Annotated in this window: 12 protein-coding genes and 1 pseudogene; 8 read left to right on the top strand and 5 right to left on the bottom strand. The window is 61.3% G+C overall.

The genetic code is table 11. The annotated features are described in order from the left end of the window. Positions 1-1,624: 1,624 nt before the first annotated feature. Together E3O06_RS15825 and E3O06_RS15820 are read left to right on the top strand one after the other, a co-directional pair. Positions 1,625-1,937, top strand: a pseudogene (locus E3O06_RS15825) (arginase family protein); the annotation flags it as partial. A gap of 408 nt (positions 1,938-2,345) precedes the next feature. Beyond that, entirely contained in the window at positions 2,346-3,644 is a 1,299-nt protein-coding gene (locus E3O06_RS15820; protein ID WP_134504319.1) for an ISL3 family transposase, read from the top strand. A gap of 292 nt (positions 3,645-3,936) precedes the next feature. Here E3O06_RS15820 and E3O06_RS15815 read toward each other — a convergent pair whose 3' ends face one another. From E3O06_RS15815 to E3O06_RS15795, 5 genes are read right to left on the bottom strand one after another with little or no spacing between them, the layout of a single operon-like run. Continuing rightward, on the bottom strand, positions 3,937-5,034 hold the full coding sequence (locus tag E3O06_RS15815) for an NAD(P)-dependent alcohol dehydrogenase (protein ID WP_134504318.1): 1,098 nt from the start codon (positions 5,032-5,034) through the stop codon (positions 3,937-3,939). Between the two features lie 49 nt (positions 5,035-5,083). After that, on the bottom strand, positions 5,084-6,643 hold the full coding sequence (locus E3O06_RS15810; protein WP_241980269.1) for an aldehyde dehydrogenase family protein: 1,560 nt from the start codon (positions 6,641-6,643) through the stop codon (positions 5,084-5,086). A 9-nt stretch (positions 6,644-6,652) separates the two neighbouring features. After that, entirely contained in the window at positions 6,653-7,531 is an 879-nt protein-coding gene (locus E3O06_RS15805; protein ID WP_134504317.1) for an amidohydrolase family protein, read from the bottom strand. A 45-nt stretch (positions 7,532-7,576) separates the two neighbouring features. Continuing rightward, on the bottom strand, positions 7,577-8,413 hold the full coding sequence (locus tag E3O06_RS15800; RefSeq protein ID WP_134504316.1) for an IclR family transcriptional regulator: 837 nt from the start codon (positions 8,411-8,413) through the stop codon (positions 7,577-7,579). After that, positions 8,406-9,227 carry an IclR family transcriptional regulator gene (locus E3O06_RS15795; protein WP_134504315.1) on the bottom strand — a complete coding sequence of 274 codons (822 nt, stop codon included), beginning with the start codon at positions 9,225-9,227 and terminating at the stop codon, positions 8,406-8,408. The genes E3O06_RS15800 and E3O06_RS15795 overlap by 8 nt, the downstream gene beginning before the upstream one ends. A 223-nt stretch (positions 9,228-9,450) precedes the next feature. Here E3O06_RS15795 and E3O06_RS15790 point away from each other — a divergent pair, with 223 nt between their 5' ends. The 6 genes from E3O06_RS15790 to E3O06_RS15765 are packed head-to-tail and all read left to right on the top strand — an operon-like array spanning position 9,451 to position 16,903. Further along, positions 9,451-11,337, top strand: coding sequence for a PEP-utilizing enzyme (locus tag E3O06_RS15790; protein WP_134504314.1), 1,887 nt, complete (start codon positions 9,451-9,453; stop codon positions 11,335-11,337). Between the two features lie 47 nt (positions 11,338-11,384). Continuing rightward, complete coding sequence (locus E3O06_RS15785; protein ID WP_338144869.1) at positions 11,385-12,533, top strand: PEP/pyruvate-binding domain-containing protein; 1,149 nt, start codon at positions 11,385-11,387, stop codon at positions 12,531-12,533. Further along, positions 12,533-13,051 carry an acetyl-CoA carboxylase biotin carboxyl carrier protein gene (locus E3O06_RS15780; RefSeq protein WP_134504312.1) on the top strand — a complete coding sequence of 173 codons (519 nt, stop codon included), beginning with the start codon at positions 12,533-12,535 and terminating at the stop codon, positions 13,049-13,051. Before E3O06_RS15785 ends, E3O06_RS15780 begins: the two co-directional genes overlap by 1 nt. Beyond that, the gene (locus E3O06_RS15775) at positions 13,048-14,439 is read left to right on the top strand and encodes an ATP-binding protein (RefSeq protein ID WP_134504311.1); all 1,392 of its coding nucleotides are present in this window, start codon (positions 13,048-13,050) and stop codon (positions 14,437-14,439) included. The genes E3O06_RS15780 and E3O06_RS15775 overlap by 4 nt, the downstream gene beginning before the upstream one ends. After that, positions 14,436-16,016 (top strand): hypothetical protein, encoded by a 1,581-nt coding sequence (locus E3O06_RS15770; RefSeq protein ID WP_255453635.1) that lies wholly within the window; start codon positions 14,436-14,438, stop codon positions 16,014-16,016. The genes E3O06_RS15775 and E3O06_RS15770 overlap by 4 nt, the downstream gene beginning before the upstream one ends. A gap of 44 nt (positions 16,017-16,060) precedes the next feature. Further along, the gene (locus tag E3O06_RS15765; protein ID WP_166788233.1) at positions 16,061-16,903 is read left to right on the top strand and encodes an HAD-IIA family hydrolase; all 843 of its coding nucleotides are present in this window, start codon (positions 16,061-16,063) and stop codon (positions 16,901-16,903) included. The last annotated feature ends 20 nt before the right edge of the window (positions 16,904-16,923 follow it).

Genomic DNA, 16,923 nt, shown 5'->3' with positions numbered 1-16,923 from the left:
CAGATGGCCCCCAACAGAAATATTCGGCGGCCCCGAAACGCGCTACTGACCGCATCACTCCGTGGCCCCCGAGGTCAATATCGATGGCCCCCAGCAGGGCTAATACTCACATGCCGCCCGAAGAATATGAACGCAACTACTACGCTGAAACAAACGGCCCGATAAATGTCGAAGCCGCCAACAAAACGGCGGCATGAAACCCGGGACGGTTCAGTCACTCACGGGTATGTCTTTGAGTGGGCGTGCGTGCGTGACATCTGCGCCCGACGTTTTCGCGCCACGTTTGAGGAGTTCATCGATCCGGAGTTGCTCATCATTCTGGGTCGGCCGGAGTGCTTTCGCTGCCATCAGCGTCGTGACATGGCGCGGGTGGGTAATATCGTTCGGTTTGAGTGTCCGAACCCTGGTTGTGATGAGTTCTTGCGCTTGATCAGTTCCATGAATGCGAACGCCGTCAAGGCGCGGGCTGCGGCAGCGGCCGCTCGTGTTGGCGCCCCCGTCGTTGGAGGCTGAGCCGGCAGCACGACGGCCGCCCCTCGATCGGTCGTGGCACCGGTGCGCCGTCCCCGTCGCGATGAGCCGTCTTTGCGCTGAGCGAGTCTGCACCCCGACAGCCTCACCCGCCGACATTTCCCGTGCACGCCGCGCGCCACTTCCCGGCACCGTCCCGCGTCGAGCGCAACTTTTGTTCCGGGCGAGACCCTGGTCTACTCAGCCGCCGACGTCCACGTCTCACACCGCCCACCCTGGAAGACAGCCCTGGCGGGCATCACAACGGAAGCAGCGGCGCAGTCACAGCCTTCTCCCGCCACAATGGAACGGCGGCGTGGCCGCCCTCAGACCGACCTAAGCGGAGCCGCTGCGCGGCACTGTCTTCGATGTCTTTTTGACCATTCCGGCCGGTCATCTTAGCTTCCTTCCGCGTCAGTGATACGAACATCCAAGTCTGAACGACCAAGCCCTTAGCGGACGATTCGTTCCAGTACTACTCAGACCCCGAATATCGGCGCCGGACCGTGTTTGTGAGTTGCGAGCGGTTAGCCGAATTGGTGGGACGGGACGAGGATTCTGGCCGACATCCGGGGCTGGTGAACCGGATCGCGCTGCACGTTGGTGCGCTGACATCCGGAACAGGTTAGGAGGTAATTCGGTAATGAGGGACGCTCGTCGTGAGCAGGATTCGGAGTAAGGGTCGCCTCCGAATGGCAGAAGGGGCACGAAATTTTCATGACAGGGAACTCCCTTTTCGATCATGTCCTTCACCTTGAATGAAGGCTCCTGGCGGGGCGACTCTCGGTCGCTGTGTGCGCAAAAATAGCAGTGTCCGCGGCGCGAAAGTAGTCGGCATAAATGAGGACTTGTGAGACCAACCGATGACGGCAGCGGCGCCTACGAATGCGGGCCAGATCATGGCTAAGGCAAGATCGCCTCAGCGAAGAAACTTTTCGTCGACGGCACGCCCGCAGCCGACGTCAAGGACCTCGGCGTCTCGGTCCCAAGGTCACTAGAGGCCCACGAATACGGCTCGCAAGCCGGATGAGGCCGTGGCGGCCCCTGGAATCGCTGTGCGGCCGCTCTCTTCTTTTTTAGTCTGTCTGGCCGGTCATCGTAGTTCACTCCGTGCCGCTTGGGGTTCGCGATCATTTCAAGTAACGACCTCCAAGACGAAGGCCTGCCACGAGCCGTCGAACGGATGCTTGCCCGGCTCGGCGACCGACCGGTGTACCTTTCCGTCGATATCGAAGTCCTCGACCCGGCACACGCACCTGGAACCGGAACCCCGGAAGCCGCAGGCATGACGAGCCTTGAGCGCGGTCAATCTGGTCGGCGCCGACGTCGTCGAGGTCGCCCCGGCATACGATCACGCTCAGCTGACCGCTGTCGCCGCGTCCCACGTGGCGTACGAAATTATCTCTGCCATGAGCCCCACCAATTAGGTCAACCCGCTCAACTGAAAGGACAAAGATGTCTAGCGCAACCACAACAGCTAAGACTCGCGATACCGTGATCGAGCAACGCTCCATCGACTAAAAACGCCCAGGAACTCATGCACATGGGCATGCACGCCGAACTACTCGGCGTGCATGCCCATCGAGAGTCCGGATCACTGCCACACGCGAGAAAGCGTTTAGTCCTCTCAACCGAAAGCAATCGATGCAACTCGATGCCACTCGAGATGGGTCGAGCACCTTTTGCGTAAACGCCCACAATAGGCAATATTTCGGAATAAACGGCTCTCCTGACGTAACCGTGGGTCCGTTGGGAGCGCCTTAACGGCCGCACGCCGCTCTCCGCCTAGGTTTCTAACTGTCAAAGGTAAGAAACTCGGGAACGGAAAAAGCGGCGTGCGAACTCTAAGAATATGGCGAACCCTCCTCGGTGTCGAGAACACGTTCGTCGAGGACAACGATCTCGACCTGGAGAACAGGATTCTGATCGCGTCGGTGCGTCCGAAGGCGCCGAGGCGGAACCGATGCGGATCCTGTCAGAAGCGCAGCCCACGCTACGACCTCGGTGATGGGCGGCGTCGCTGGCGAGGGTTAAATGTGGGCTCAATTCAAGTGCACCTTGAAGCTGACGCACCCCGAGTGTCCTGCCGCGTCCACGGCGTGACCGTCGCCGCCGTGCCGTGGGCTCGGCACCAAAGCGGCCACACCCTGTTCTTTGACGACCAGGTTGCGTGGCTGGCCACGCAAACATCCAAGACCGCGATCACCGTGCTGATGCGCATCGCGTGGCACACCGTCGGAGCGATCATCACCCGGGTCTGGGCCGATACCGAAAAGCAGTACGACCAGTTCGCGGACCTGACTCGGATCGGGATCGATGAGATCAGTTACAAGCGCGGCCACAAGTATTTGACCTGCGTCGTCGACCACGATTCCGGCCGCCTCGTCTGGGCTGCGCCCGGACAGGACAAGGCCACCCTGGCGACGTTTTTCGACGCGTTAGGGCCGGAGCGTTCGGCGCAGATCACGCATGTTTCTGCGGACGGTGCGGCCTGGATGGCCAGTGTTGTCGCGGAGAAAGCGCCCAACGCCGTTCGGTGCGCTGATCCGTTCCACGTCGTGAAATGGGCCACCGAAGCCCTCGATGAGGTCCGCCTAACCGCGTGGAACGATGCCCGCAAAGCCGCCCGCCAAAACGAGGCCCGACGCACCCGGGGCCGACCTGCCGCCGACGCTCCGGCCCGCCCGGACAGCGCCCGAGCTGCCGGCATCAAGAACTGCCGCTACGCCCTCTGGAAGAATCCGGAGAACCTGACCGAGAAGCAGCAAGCCAAGCTCGCCTGGATCGTGCAGACCGACCCTCGCCTGGCCCGCGCCTACTACCTGAAGGAAGGTCTGCGCGTGATCAAGCTGCCTCTCGGCGAGGCGACCGAGGCTCTGGACAAATGGGTCGGCTGGGCCCGCCGCTGCCGCATCCCTTCCTTCGTGAAACTGCAGAAGAGCATCGTCAAGCACCGCACCGCGATCCTCGCTTCTATCGAGCACGGTCTCTCCAACGGCCGCGTCGAATCCATGAACACCAAGATCCGCCTCATGACCCGCATCGCCTTCGGCTTCACATCACCGGACGCGCTCATCGCCCTCGCTATGCTCAGCCTCGGCGGCCACAAACCTGTACTCCCCGGCCGGAATTAACCCACGGAAGAGTCAGGAGAGCCGGATAAAAGCCCTGATCAGATCTAATTACAGTAGGGCGGCCGGGGCTTGAACCCGGGACCGACGGTTTGCACCGGGGCTATTTAGGCGGATACCCGGCCCGGATTCAAATCTCGGTTGGTCTCGACTTTTCTCGATCTGATCTGGACCTTCTTGCGTAAGCTGTTGTCACCATTATCTCAACACCTCGGGCCGTCTCGGTGGGTCTCGGAGCAATATACGGTGAATAAGCGTGCGTGAGTCAAAAGCGAGTGATGGCCAGCCGCGCAACCTAGAAGACGACCACGGGCTTGATGGTTACCCCCGCCTCGGAGTCGGCGAAAGCCTGATTGATATTTTCGAATGGATAAGACTTGATGAGCTCGGCGAAGGGGAAAAGTCCCCTTTCGTAAAGGTCGATGAGGTAGGGAATGAATGTTTGCGGGACGACGTCCCCCTCGATTACGGCCGTGACCGTTGGTGAGTTGACGAGGAATGCTCCGATATCGATCAGGGCTTCTGTGCCGGGTGCTGCAGCACCAACCAGGGCCGCTTTCCCCTGGGGTGCCAAAACGTCGATCATCTGGCGAAAGACGAGGGGGTTGCCGGTCGTATCGATTGCATAGCGTGCGCCGCTGCCTGTGATTTCATGCACCCTTGCCACAGCGTCTTCGTGGAGTCCATTGATTATGTGTGTTGCACCGAGGCTTCGAGCCAGGTCCAAGCGCTTCGCGACCACATCAACCATGATGATCGTGGAACACCCCGAGACGATGGCCGCCAAGAGAGCGGAATTACCAACGGCGCCCGTTCCAAAAATCACGATAGATGTCCCGGCTTCAGGCTTCAGGACGTTGAGCACGGTGCCCGCACCCGTGCTAATCCCGCACCCAAGGGGACCGAGAAGTTCGAGCGGAACGGTAGAAGGAACTTTCACCACGGAGCGTGCGGCCACATTAGCGTGCGTGGCGAAGCTGGACTGCCCGAAGAAGTGGCTCCCAACCGGCTCGTCTCCCGCACTGAGACTCGTGGTCCCGTCGGCGCGTTGGCCGCCGAAATTGAGCTTGGCGAAATCAGTGCAGTACGCGGGGTGCCCGTTCGTGCATGGCGGGCAGGCACCACAAGAATTGAAACCCAGAACGACGTGGTCTCCGACCACGACCGTTTCGACATTCTCGCCGATCGCTTCGACGATCCCAGAGCCTTCATGCCCCAGAACGACCGGAAGAGAATTCGGTAGCACTCCGTCTCTAACAAGAGCGTCGGTGTGGCACACTCCGGTCGCCACGAGCCGCACCCTGACCTCATCGTTGCCAACCTCATCGAGTTCTAGGGTTTCGAAGTCGAGCGGCGCGTGCAGTGATCGCGCCACCGCGGCTGTGATCTTCATATGTTTCTCCTCATGATCCCGGCGGATATTCGTGTTGGCTTAGTAGGGTCTAGAACGGGTAGTCGGCAATCTGGCCTTGAATTGTCACCCATTGGGTTTCAGTGAATGCTTCGATATTCGCGTCATGACCACCGAAACGTGAGCCGGTACCGGATGCTCCCACTCCACCAAATGGCGCCTGCGCCTCGTCGTCGATGGTCTGGTCGTTGATGTGGAGGATGCCGCTCGGCATCCTGTCTGCGATCTCAAATGCCTTGAAAGCGTTGCCCGTAAGCAGGGCGAGGGACAGACCGAAGTCGGAGCTGTTCACCAGGTGCACGAGGTCATCGATCGTGGCGAAGCTTGTGACGGGAGCGACTGGTCCAAAGATCTCATCCGTGAATGCGCGATGATCTACCGTCACGTCGGCAAGGACGGTGGGCTGGTAGAACAAACCGTCATACGTGCCGCCGGCGGTGAGGCGTGCCCCTGCCGCGACGCTTGCGGTGACGATCTCGTGCACTTTGTCGCGCTGCCCGGTGTCGATGATCGGTCCGAGCGGGGCGCCAGAGGACGGAGGACCGACGGGGAGATGGAGCGCCTTCTCGGTCAGCAACTCGATATAGCGGTCATAGAGACTCTCGTGGACGATGTGGCGACCCGTCGTCATGCAAATCTGCCCTTGATGCAGGAACGAACCCCACGCGCCGGCAGACGCTGCCGCTTCGATATCCGCGTCGGCAAGAACGACCAGTGCGTTGTTGCCGCCGAGTTCAAGGTGGACACGCTTGAGAAGCTCACCTCCCCGCGCACCAATTGCACGCCCGGCCGGAGTGGAGCCGGTAAACGAGATGACGGGTACCCGGGGCTCATCGACAAGGGCGGAGCCAACATCAGCGCCTCCTGGAACGACACTGAACAGCCCCTCGGGCAGTCCAGCTTCCTCGAGAACAGCGGCGAAGAACAGACCACCCGTGAGCGTCGTGCGAGGGTCGGGCTTGATGACCACCGCGTTTCCCAGGGCCAGAGCGGGTGCAATGGATCGAGCCGACAGGATGCTGGGGAAATTGAATGGTGAAATGATACCGACGACGCCGACAGGGAGCCGACGGGACAGGCTCAGGCGCGGTCGCCCAGTTCGCAGGACTTGACCGTAGGGCACCATGGCGGTCGCGGAGGCGAGGTGGAATTCGGCAGCGACCAGGCCCGCTTCGAATGCGGCCTTCCCGTTTGCTGATCCTGCTTCATCGGAAAGCCACTGGGCGAGTATGCCCACGTTTTCATCGATGATTACTGCTGCACGCCGGAGGATTGCGGAGCGCACCTCCGGCGACGTCGTCGCCCACGTGCGCTGTGCTCGCACAGCCAGATCAGTCGCCTTCGCAATGTCATCTGCCGTTCCCGTGGCGTACGATCCGATCCGCTTGCCGGTGACTGGAGAGACGATGGGCGTCGTACCGCCGAGATTCGACCATCCGCCCAGGTAGGTCTTTCCGTCCCATATCGACTGCTGGAAAAACGTCATTGTCTTCCTTTCATAAGGACCCACTGATAGTGGGGCAACCCTCGAAACAACGTCCATTGCTTCGAAATCTCCTGTGCTGCTCGACCCTATTTCGATCGAGCACACCGTCCCCCATCAGAGTCCGAGTAATCGGACGGCGTTGTCCTTGATGATTTTCGCTCGCACAGCGTCGTTGATGGTCAGGAGCGCAAAATCCTTCATCCAGCGGTCCGGTGTAATCAGCGGGAAATCGGAGCCGAACAAGACTTTGTCCTGAAGCATTGAGTTTGCCTGGCGCACAAGACTTGGGGGAAAGTATTTTGGGGACCAGCCTGACAGGTCGATCCAGACATTCTGCTTATGCGTTGCAACCGCCAACGCTTCCTCCTGCCAGGGCACGGATGGATGAGCCATGATGATTTGAAGTTCAGGAAAATCAGCGGCGACTGAGTCGAGGAGAATTGGATTCGACAGTCCCAGCTTGATACCGAATCCTCCCGGAAGTCCGGAGCCGATGCCGGTCTGTCCGGTGTGGAATATCACCGGCAAATTGAACGCCTGCAACACGTCATACAGGGGGTAGTGGTCAGTGTGGCTCGGGTTAAAATTTTGGACACTGGGATGAAACTTGAAGCCGCGAACACCGAAATCGCCGACGAGACGTTGTGCCTTTGCAATGGCTTCGGGGCCGTGGTTGGGATCAACGGACCCGAAAGGAATGAGGACATCATTGTTTCGGGCCGCACCAACGGCTATTTCTTCGCTGCTATTCGGCCGATGACCAAGGTGGCTGGAGGCGTCGACGGTGAAGACAACGGCAGCCATCTTGCGTTCCCGATACATATCGGCGATGGCGTCCAGGCCGGGCCGGGGTCCGTCGGACTTGAAGTACTTGCTCGCCGCGTCGATCAAGGCCTGTGGTAGCGCATTGTGGCCATTGTCATCCACTTCGACATGCACGTGCATGTCGATGGCGACCAGCGCTTCAACGTCCAGCCGGGATTCATACATCATCTTTCACGACTCCTTGTCGAGGGCGGCGTCTCATGGTCTTTTTGCTCACGATGCACCGCGTAAGGGCTCGGCCGCGGCAGCAGGGTCCGGAGGAACATCCTTGATACTTGGATAGGCCACCCCAACCGCGTCTTCCAAACGCTGGGCCAGACTCTTCGCCGCACCCAGCAAGGCCGGCGCATACTGAGTCAGGTCGGTACGGAGCTCATAGCTGACGATTCCGATTGCGGCCTGCACGCTTCCATTCACCATGACGGGCGCGGCAAGGGAACTTGATCCGAGTGAGTATTCCTGATGGCTCACGCTGTAGCCGCGTTGTCGGATCTGCGCTAATTGCCGCAGCAGCACCCTGCGGTCGCTGATGGTTTCCGGCGTGAATTGCGTCAACGGCATTGCGAGAATTGCCTCCGTAAAATCGTCGGAGCTAAAAGCGAGCAAGGCCTTGCCGATTCCAGTGGCATGCAGCGGTATTCGAGCACCAATGCGGCTTTGGATCGGAACGGATGTTTCGGAAGTCAATTTCTCTATATAGATGGCGTTCGTACCGTCGCAAACGGCGAGTTGAACAGTTTCTCGGCACTCGTACTGCAGATTGAGCAGGAATGGCATGGCCGTCTCGCGCAGCCGACCATGAACGGGAGTCAGCAGGCCCATTTCCCAGAGTCTCACGCCTAGTCCGTATCGACCCGCGTTGTCCCGATCGAGAAACCGCCCGTCCTCGAGTTCACCGGCGAGGCGATACACAGTCGCGACGGGAAGGCCGGCCTTGCGCGCGAGCTGGCTTAGGGTGAGGAGTGGGGTTTCAACATCAAACGCTGCCAGGACGGCTAAAGCCCTCGCGGTAACAGATTTAGCGGAGCTCTTATACGGGCCATCATTCATGACTGGGATCCTCTCCTTTTTCTAGCCTCGCGGGGCCGGTTATGAAGGACTTAGATTGTTCTGATGTGGTTGCAGAAGCCAGAATTGCCGCGATACCGCGAGCGACTCCCCTGAGCTCAGGGATCAGTTTCTCGAGAGGTATCTGCCTCCCGTCCGACTCCGACGCTCCCGGCGGTGTACTGAGCGACAACGCCATGGGCGGCCGCGCGTCAACGATTATCGGAACGGCATATTCCACGCTGCCACTTTTCGACGTTCTCAGAGCCCAACCGCGGTCGCCGACGGAAGCTACCCGCTCCTCGACGTGCTGATATTGCGTGCGAGTCAGGGGCAGTGCCACCCGAGCAGCCTGGGACATCCCCACCATGAGTATCTGCCCGACGGCCGACTCCGTCAGCGAGAGGACGGTTCCCGGCCCGCTACCCGGGGCGCTTGCCCCGTTGGCCAAGACCTCTTCAACGCAGAGGGCATTTTGCCCGTTGTAAACGAACACCCGGACCATCATCGACGTCTTCACCGCCAACCGAACCAATAACGGCCGCGTACCCATTCCGATCACATCGTGGGCAGGCGCGAGGATTCCTAATTCCCAGATTTTCGCGCCGATGGCATAGCGCCCCCCCACGTCTCGCTGCACTGCTGATATTCCCTCAAGGTGATTGAGCAGTCGAAACGTGGTCGCCACTGGAAGGCCGCTTCGGCGGGAAATCTGCGAGAGAGTCATCGAACGGTGAGCCATGTCAAAAGACATGAGCACGGCAAAGGCCCTTTCGGTGACGGACTTTCCTGGCACAGGTATACCGGAATTCTCCATCGTTCCTCCTCCACGGACATCGACGAACCGCTGCTGGTCTCAGCCTAACGCCACTTTCATTTGGTGAAAAAGGGCAACCCAGGCGCGTATTCAGTGTCGGTGGTCGGCTGGCCCACCACAAGATTCTTTTCATTGAGTGAAAAGAAATGATGCAACGTCGGTGCGATGCGTCCATACTGACATCCAGTCCCCTTAGGGGCACCATGGACGCAAAGGAGCAGTCATGACCACCACGGACAACGCAGTGGAAAATCCACCCGCGCACGAACCCGCACCGCGCGAACGCAGCTTTCCCGATCCCTATCAAATGGAGACTCCTGAGGGAGCCGAGGGATGGGAGGACATGTACGCGTACCACAACCGTTTTCTGCCCACGCGTCAGGCCGAAGATTCCGCCAAGACCTGGTTCCGCAACTCCCTGCACTATCCGGAAGTGTCGTATCCATTCGATCAGGTGACCATCGACGGTGCCTTCACCGGGACCGGCGTCACTAATACCCGCGTCTTTGCCCTGCCTCCGGCTAAGGGACTCGACGTGCGTGTTATCAACGGGTACACGTACATGTCCACTATCGCCAGCCCGGACGCCGAGGAGCAGGCTCGCCGGGCCGAGGAGTTCGGCAAGCGTGCCGGATACTACTTCCAGAACTGGGACAGCCTCTATGCCGAATGGGAAGGCCGGGTCACGACCGCCATCAGGGCCGTTCGGGACATTGAAGTACCGCCCCTGTCCGAGTTCGAGCCCATCGAGCGCATCACCGTCGACCGCGGACCGAGCCAGGCCAATCAGCTTCTGGCTGCATATCACCGGCTGCTGGAACACGGCGACCAGATCTGGACCCTTCACTCCGAGTTCCTCAACCTGGGCTACGCGGCCTACCTCCAGTTCCTCACCCTCTGCAAGGAACACTTCCCCGAGATCGATGATCAGACTATTTCCCGCATGGTCAGCGGCGTGGACGTGTTGCTCTTCCGCCCCGACGACGAGCTGCGGGCACTCGCCCGCAAAGCCGAAGAGCTGGGCGTGGGAGAGCTGGTGCTCGCTGCCACGACCGAGCCCGAACTGCTGGCCAACCTGGCAGATTCCGACGCTGGCCAGACCTGGCTGACTGCTCTGGACGAAAGCAAAGACCCGTGGTTTTACTTCTCCTACGGATCTGGGATGTACCACTCTCACCGCAGCTGGATCGACGACCTGCGTCTGCCGATCCAGGCCATCGGCGACTACATTCACCGGCTGCGCAGCGGAGACGACCTCACGCGACCTATCGACAAACTTCAGTCCGAGCGCGACGAACTCGTCTCGCACTACCGGTCGCTGCTCGACGCGGAAGACCTGACCGGTTTCGATGAAACATTGGCGCTGTCGCGAACTGTTTTCCCCTACGTCGAAAATCACAACTTCTACATCGAGCACTGGTTCCTCACCAACTTTTGGAACAAGGTGCGCGAGTTCAGCAGCCTTTTCCAGGCCTGGGGATTCTGGAACGACGTTGAGGACATCTTTTTCCTCCGTCGCGCCGAGGTCGAAGAAGCGATCGTGGATCTGCAGATGGCCTGGTCGGCCGGCGGCAACCCCCAGGGCGGACACCATTGGCCCCCGATCATCAAACGCCGCAAGGAAATCTACGAGGCATTGAGCAATTGGAATCCGCCGCCCGCACTCGGCCCGGTTCCCGGTGAGGTCAACGAGCCACTGACGATCATGCTGTGGGGCATCACACCCGAAACCGTTGAACGATGGCTGACCGCTCAAGACGGAGGTGGCAGCAGGACCCAATTGACGGGATTCGCCGGCTCCCCCGGAATCGCCGAAGGTCGCGCGCGCGTGGTGCTGCGACCGGACCAACTCGACACCGTACAAGAGGGTGAGATCTTGGTCTCGCCGGTCACTAGTCCCAGCTGGACTCCGGTCTTCGGTCGAATCCGCGCCTCGGTCAGCGACATCGGAGGCATCATGTGCCACGCGGCCATCGTCTCCCGCGAGTACGGACTGCCAGCCGTCGTCGGCACCGGATTTGGTACCAGCACCATCAAGACCGGCCAACTCATCCGCGTTGACGGGAATGCCGGCACCGTCACGATTTTGGATGAATCCACCGGCGCCTGAAGAATCACCGGGGCATTCCCCCGCAACCCCCAGCCGCAGGCAGCTGAGTGACCCGCTGCCTGCGGTCCAGGCCCCCACCCAGAAGGAAGACAATCGTGGGAAAGTACACCAGAAGATTCAACGAACTCAACAGCAATGATCGTCCCCTCGTAGGCGGAAAATGCGCCAGTCTCGGCGAGATGGTGCAGGCCGGCCTGCCCGTTCCCGACGGCTTCGCCGTGACGGTCGACGCGTATGAGGATTACAGGGACGCGTCTGACCTGCGTAAGGAACTGCTGAGAATTGTGCTCGGCGCCGACGCCCACAGCCACGCATCCCTGCAACAGGCCCACGACGAGTCCGTCGCCATGATTCTGGGCCGCGAGCTACCGCCGGTCATCGAGCAGGAGATCCGCAGCGCGTATCTCACCCTGTCGAACGAGACTGCGCAGCGGCGGGGAACCGACGACTCCGAACGCATCCCCGTGGCCGTGCGATCCTCGGCAACGGATGAAGACGGAGACGCAGCCAGCTTCGCCGGCCAACAGGAGACCTACCTGTGGGTCGTCGGAGCAGATGATGTCATTGCTAAGGTCCGCGAATGCTGGGCCAGCCTGTATACCCCACAGGCAATCGCCTACCGATCGGAGCTGTCCGTGGCCGATGCTTCGGAGGCCTCAAAAATCTCGGTCGCCGTGCAGCTTATGGCCACGGCCGATGTTGCCGGTGTCACGTTTACCGTCAGCCCGCGAACCGGTGACCGGTCGGTCATCGCAATCAATGCCAGCTGGGGCCTGGGACAGTCCGTGGTATCCGGCGAAGTGACCCCGGACGAATACTGGCTCAACAAACTGGGCCCCACCCTGACCACCACCCGCATCGCATCCAAAGCCCACGAGTACGTGCCGGCACCGGGCGGAACCGGCGTCGTTTTCCGCGACGTCGACGTCGCCCGTCGCGATGTCGCCTGCCTCACGGAGTCGGAAGTGCTGCAGCTGGCAGACATCGCCCTTCGCGTCGAGAAGCACTACGGGTGCCCGCAAGACATCGAATGGGCGCTGGAGCACCATGCCGATGGCACGGCCAAGGTCATGTTGCTCCAGTCGCGACCGGAAACCAACTGGAAGAAACGCAAGGAAGAAAAATCCAAGAACACGACAAAGGGAACGTCGAACCTCCTGGGCTTCGTAGCCGCCGCAACGAAGGGTGAAAACTGATGACGACCCCCTCCACGCCGAGTTGGCAGGACATTCTCGACCTCGTCACACAGCTCGACGACGGTTCCTTTGCATCGGCGACCGTCGAGTTCAGGGACGTGAGCGTTCGGGTATCGCGTTCAGCGGATGCCACGGCGCCGGCAGCACCCTCCGCTTTGGCACCACAGGTGCCTCAGCCGACTGCCACCGTTGTCGCTCCGCCCGCTGCCACTGCCGTGACCACGGTGCCGGTTGTCGCTGCAGCTTCGCCCGTCGCACCGGTCTCGACCGGCACCCTGGTCACTGCCCCCATCATCGGAGTCTTCTACCGAAGTCCCACCCCCGGTGCCGCTCCGTTTGTCGAACCCGGCGCGACCGTTACCGCCGACACCACCATCGGAATCATCGAAGTGATGAAGCTCATGAACCCCGTCAGCGCCGGTAGCGCCGGATTCCTGAAAGAATTCCTGGTCGCCGACAACGCCCAGATTGAATTCGGCCAGCCGTTGGCCGTCATCATCGAAGACACCTCATCATGACGAATGCGCCGGAGGGCAAGATCCCCGTCGTGCTCGTAGCTAACCGAGGTGAGATCGCCGTGCGCATCGTTGCGGCCGCCAGACGAATCGGAGCGAGCCCCGTGCTGGCGGCGAGCGCCGCCGATGCTGATTCGCTTGCCGCCCGATTGGCCGACCGGGTGATCATTATCGGCCCGGCCCAGGCTGGCAAGTCCTACCTGCGGCCCGAATACGTTGCGGAAGCGGCCGTGCACGCCGGCGCTGACGTCGTGCATGCCGGTTACGGGTTTCTCAGTGAGCAGCCCGAGCTGGCCGAACTTCTCGAAGCGCAGAACATCGCCTTCGCCGGCCCGCGGCCGGAAACGCTGCGCGCCGTCGGGGATAAGACCAGTGCACGCAGGGTCGCCGTTGCAGCCGGCGTTCCGGTTGCCGTTGCCACAGAAATTGACGATCCGAGTTTCGCCGCTGCCCTCGGCGATGCGCTCGGCTATCCGCTACTCATTAAGGCGGTTCACGGGGGTGGCGGGCGGGGCATCCGTCTCGTGCACAATTCGGCCGAGCTTGCTGAGCTGGCACCGCAGGCCGCAGCCGAGGCTCAGGCGGCCTTCGGAAACGGTGCCCTCTACCTCGAACGTTTCTATCCCGCGGCCCGGCACGTGGAGGTGCAGGTGTTCGGCGACGGCGAAGGCGGCGTGCAGGTTTTCGGAGACCGCGACTGTTCCGTTCAACGCCGGCACCAGAAACTCATCGAGGAGTGCCCAGCGCCCGGGCTTTCTAAGGCCCGCCGTTTGGTGCTGCACGATGCCTCACGCGCACTCGTCAAGGCGCTCCGCTACCGTGGCGCGGGAACCGTGGAATTTCTGGTGGACACCGAATCTGACGACGTTGTCTTTCTCGAGATGAACGCCCGCATTCAGGTGGAGCACCCCGTCACCGAAGAAGCATTCGGCATCGACCTCGTTGCTGCCCAGCTGCGGCTGGCCCTCGGACTGGACCCGCAACTGCCCGACGTTCCCGCAGTGCCTTCCGTGGTGGCCATTGAGGTGCGGATCAATGCCGAAGACCCAGACAATGATTTTCGGCCTAACCCGGGTCTGATCACTCATGTCGACTGGCCCCGCGGACCCGGCATCCGTGTCGACACGCACGTTGAAAGCGGGTACCGATTCCCGCCCTTCTACGACAGCCTGATGGCCAAGCTCATCGTGCGGGCCTGTAGCAGAACTGCTGCCGTCGAAGCTCTTCGTTCGGCCGCAGACGCTGTTCGAATCGAGGGGGTCAAGACCACTCTTCCCCTGCACGATTTCGTGCTGTCGCACCCGGATTTCATCCGCGGCGGCGTGAGTACCACCTGGTTTGCACCCGCCTGGGAGCACCGGAACTCTCTTATCAAGGAGGTCGCGCAGTGACATCTCATCCGGAGAACCCCGCGGGTGTCGCAACGGACCGTCCAGCGACACGAACACCCATCCGCCTCCTGGATACCAGCTTGCGAGACGGCAACCAGAGCCTGTGGGGAGCCACCGGTCTGACCACCGGGATGGTCGAAGCGGTGGGACCGTTACTCGACCAGGTGGGCTACGAAGCCATCGACTTCACCAGTTCGACAAACCTGTCGATGGGCGTGAAATGGCATCGGGAAAGCCCGTGGGAACGCATTTCGCGCATGCATGCGGTAATGCCCAACACCCCGCTCTCGGCTATCTCGACAGGAATGCGCTTCATGTCCTGGGACAAGGCATCGGAAACCGTGATGCGCCTGGCGCTGAGGCTGATGGCCTCACACGGCCTGGGCCGGTTGCAAATCGCCGAGCCCATGAACGACGTTGAGTCCGCACTTCGAGTGGCCGAATGGGCCAAGCAGGAGGGGATCGCGCAGGTCGTGGCGGCCGTGACGTTCACCGAAAGCCCGGTCCACACCGACGAAAGCTACAGCCGCAACGCGCGCTTGTTCAGCGCGAGCCCGTTCGTCGATTCCGTCTACATCAAGGATCCGGGCGGATTGCTCACCGTCGAGCGCACCCGCCAGCTGGTTCCCGGAATTCGCGCCGCCGTAGGATCCAAACCCCTGGAGCTGCACAGCCATTGCACGACCGGCGCCGCATCCCAGCTCTACCTCGCGGCCGCTGAACTCGGCGTCGATGTGCTGCACACGGGTCTAGGCCCGCTCTCGAACGGAACGGCTCAGCCCAGTCTCGAAAACCTGATCGGCAACCTCGACGCGCTCGGAATACCCGTTCAGGTCAACCGTGATGCGGCAGCGGCCGCCGCGGACATCCTCTACGCCATCGCCGCGTCCCAAGGGCTGGCGGCCGGGGTACCCACAGAGTTCGATCTCAGTCCACACGTGCACCAGGTGCCCGGCGGCATGATGTCCACCCTTAAGCGCCAGCTCAGCGAGTTGCGCATGCTCGACGATCTGCCAGCGGTAATCGAAGAGGCCGGACGGGTGCGAGCCGACCTCGGCTACCCCATCATGGTGACTCCGTTCAGCCAGTTCGTGGGCAGCCAAGCGTTGATGAACGTGCTGGCCGCCAAAACTGGGGAAGAGCGCTACAGCCGCATCCCGGATGAGGTGGTCAGGTTTGTTCTGGGAAACTTTGGCTCGCCGGAAGGGGAAATAGCTCCTGAAGTACTCGAGCGGGTGGCTTCACTCCCCCGCGCCAAGGAACTGGCCAAACCTTCGGTCGAGCGGTCTTTGGCCGAGCTTCATGAGGAGTACGGGCAGAAAATGGGCCGTCGTTTGACCGAAGAGGAACTCTTGCTGCGCATGGTTCTCCCCGGCGATCAGATCGATGCAATGCTCAGCTCCGGCCCGGCACCACAGTGGGCCTCCACCGGCGGTAAACGCGAAGCGACTCCTGTGACCAACGTCACGGATTTCATCGCCGCCGCCCACACGCTGCCTAAATGGAAATACCTCTCCGTACAGCGGGGAGCCGAGAAAGTCGAATTGCGCCGCGAGCCGGCCGGAGGAGCGTCGTGAATATAGGCGAACTAACATCACGGCTCGCAGGCGTGCGCGGTGTCATGTTCGATATCGATGGATGCTTGGTTCTCTCCGACGGGCCGAGCGGCCATGGCGGTAGCGTCCTGGCCGGGGCCTCGGAGGCCATCGCGCACGTGCGAGCGTCAGGGCGCAGCCTTGTCGCGTTCACGAATGGCTCCATGCAAACATCAGGTCAGATTGCAGCGTCACTGCGCTCGATGGGGCTGGACGTTCAGGACAGCGAGGTGCTGACCCCGGCCGTGGTGGCCGCGGAAACGATGCAGGACCTGTATCAGGACCAGCCGCTCCTCGTCTTCGGCGGCAACGGCGTTCTGGACGATTTCGAGCACCGCGGGCTCAACCTCGTCGATATCGACCGAGCTCTGACGGGCGCGCCAACCCGCGCTGCCGCGGTCGTGATTGGCTGGGATACCGCATTCGGCAAAGACAAAATACAGGTGGCCGCCGAGGCGATTCTGGCGGGCGCGAAGCTGTACTGCACTTCCGATGCGCCGTCATTCGCTTCGAAGGATCGACTGAACGTCGGCGTCTCGGGATTCATCGCCGCTGGACTGAGTCACGTCACAGATCGACCGTATCGGGTCCTGGGAAAACCATCCGAGGAATCGATCAATGTTCTTTCCCGTCGGTTGCACGTCCAACCGTCGGAGATGCTCATCGTCGGCGACGACCTCACGCTCGAGTGTGAAATGGCTCGTCGTGCGGGTGCCCTGGGGTGTTTGGTGACGACCGGCACCCACTCAGCAGTGGATGCGGCGGCGGCGCCCGTAGAGCAAAAACCCGATTTTGTCGTGGACAACCTGATGGAACTGGTGGAGTTGTTCGCGCTGTCATCCGCCGGCACCACGGCCGCGCGGGGTTGACCTTCCGCGATCCGCCCCGA

The sequence above is a fragment of the Cryobacterium glaciale genome, from assembly GCF_004402535.1.
GTDB lineage: Bacteria > Actinomycetota > Actinomycetes > Actinomycetales > Microbacteriaceae > Cryobacterium > Cryobacterium glaciale.
Note: the sequence above shows the minus strand (reverse complement) of the source record. Positions and strands in the feature narration are given on the sequence as shown.

Coding starts and splice junctions, on each gene's coding strand:
- E3O06_RS15815 (WP_134504318.1), bottom strand. CDS start 5,034: ATGAAGATCACAGCCGCGGTGGCGCGATCACTGCACGCGCCGCTCGAC.
- E3O06_RS15800 (WP_134504316.1), bottom strand. CDS start 8,413: ATGAATGATGGCCCGTATAAGAGCTCCGCTAAATCTGTTACCGCGAGG.
- E3O06_RS15780 (WP_134504312.1), top strand. CDS start 12,533: ATGACGACCCCCTCCACGCCGAGTTGGCAGGACATTCTCGACCTCGTC.
- E3O06_RS15775 (WP_134504311.1), top strand. CDS start 13,048: ATGACGAATGCGCCGGAGGGCAAGATCCCCGTCGTGCTCGTAGCTAAC.
- E3O06_RS15805 (WP_134504317.1), bottom strand. CDS start 7,531: ATGATGTATGAATCCCGGCTGGACGTTGAAGCGCTGGTCGCCATCGAC.
- E3O06_RS15765 (WP_166788233.1), top strand. CDS start 16,061: ATGTTCGATATCGATGGATGCTTGGTTCTCTCCGACGGGCCGAGCGGC.
- E3O06_RS15795 (WP_134504315.1), bottom strand. CDS start 9,227: ATGGAGAATTCCGGTATACCTGTGCCAGGAAAGTCCGTCACCGAAAGG.
- E3O06_RS15790 (WP_134504314.1), top strand. CDS start 9,451: ATGACCACCACGGACAACGCAGTGGAAAATCCACCCGCGCACGAACCC.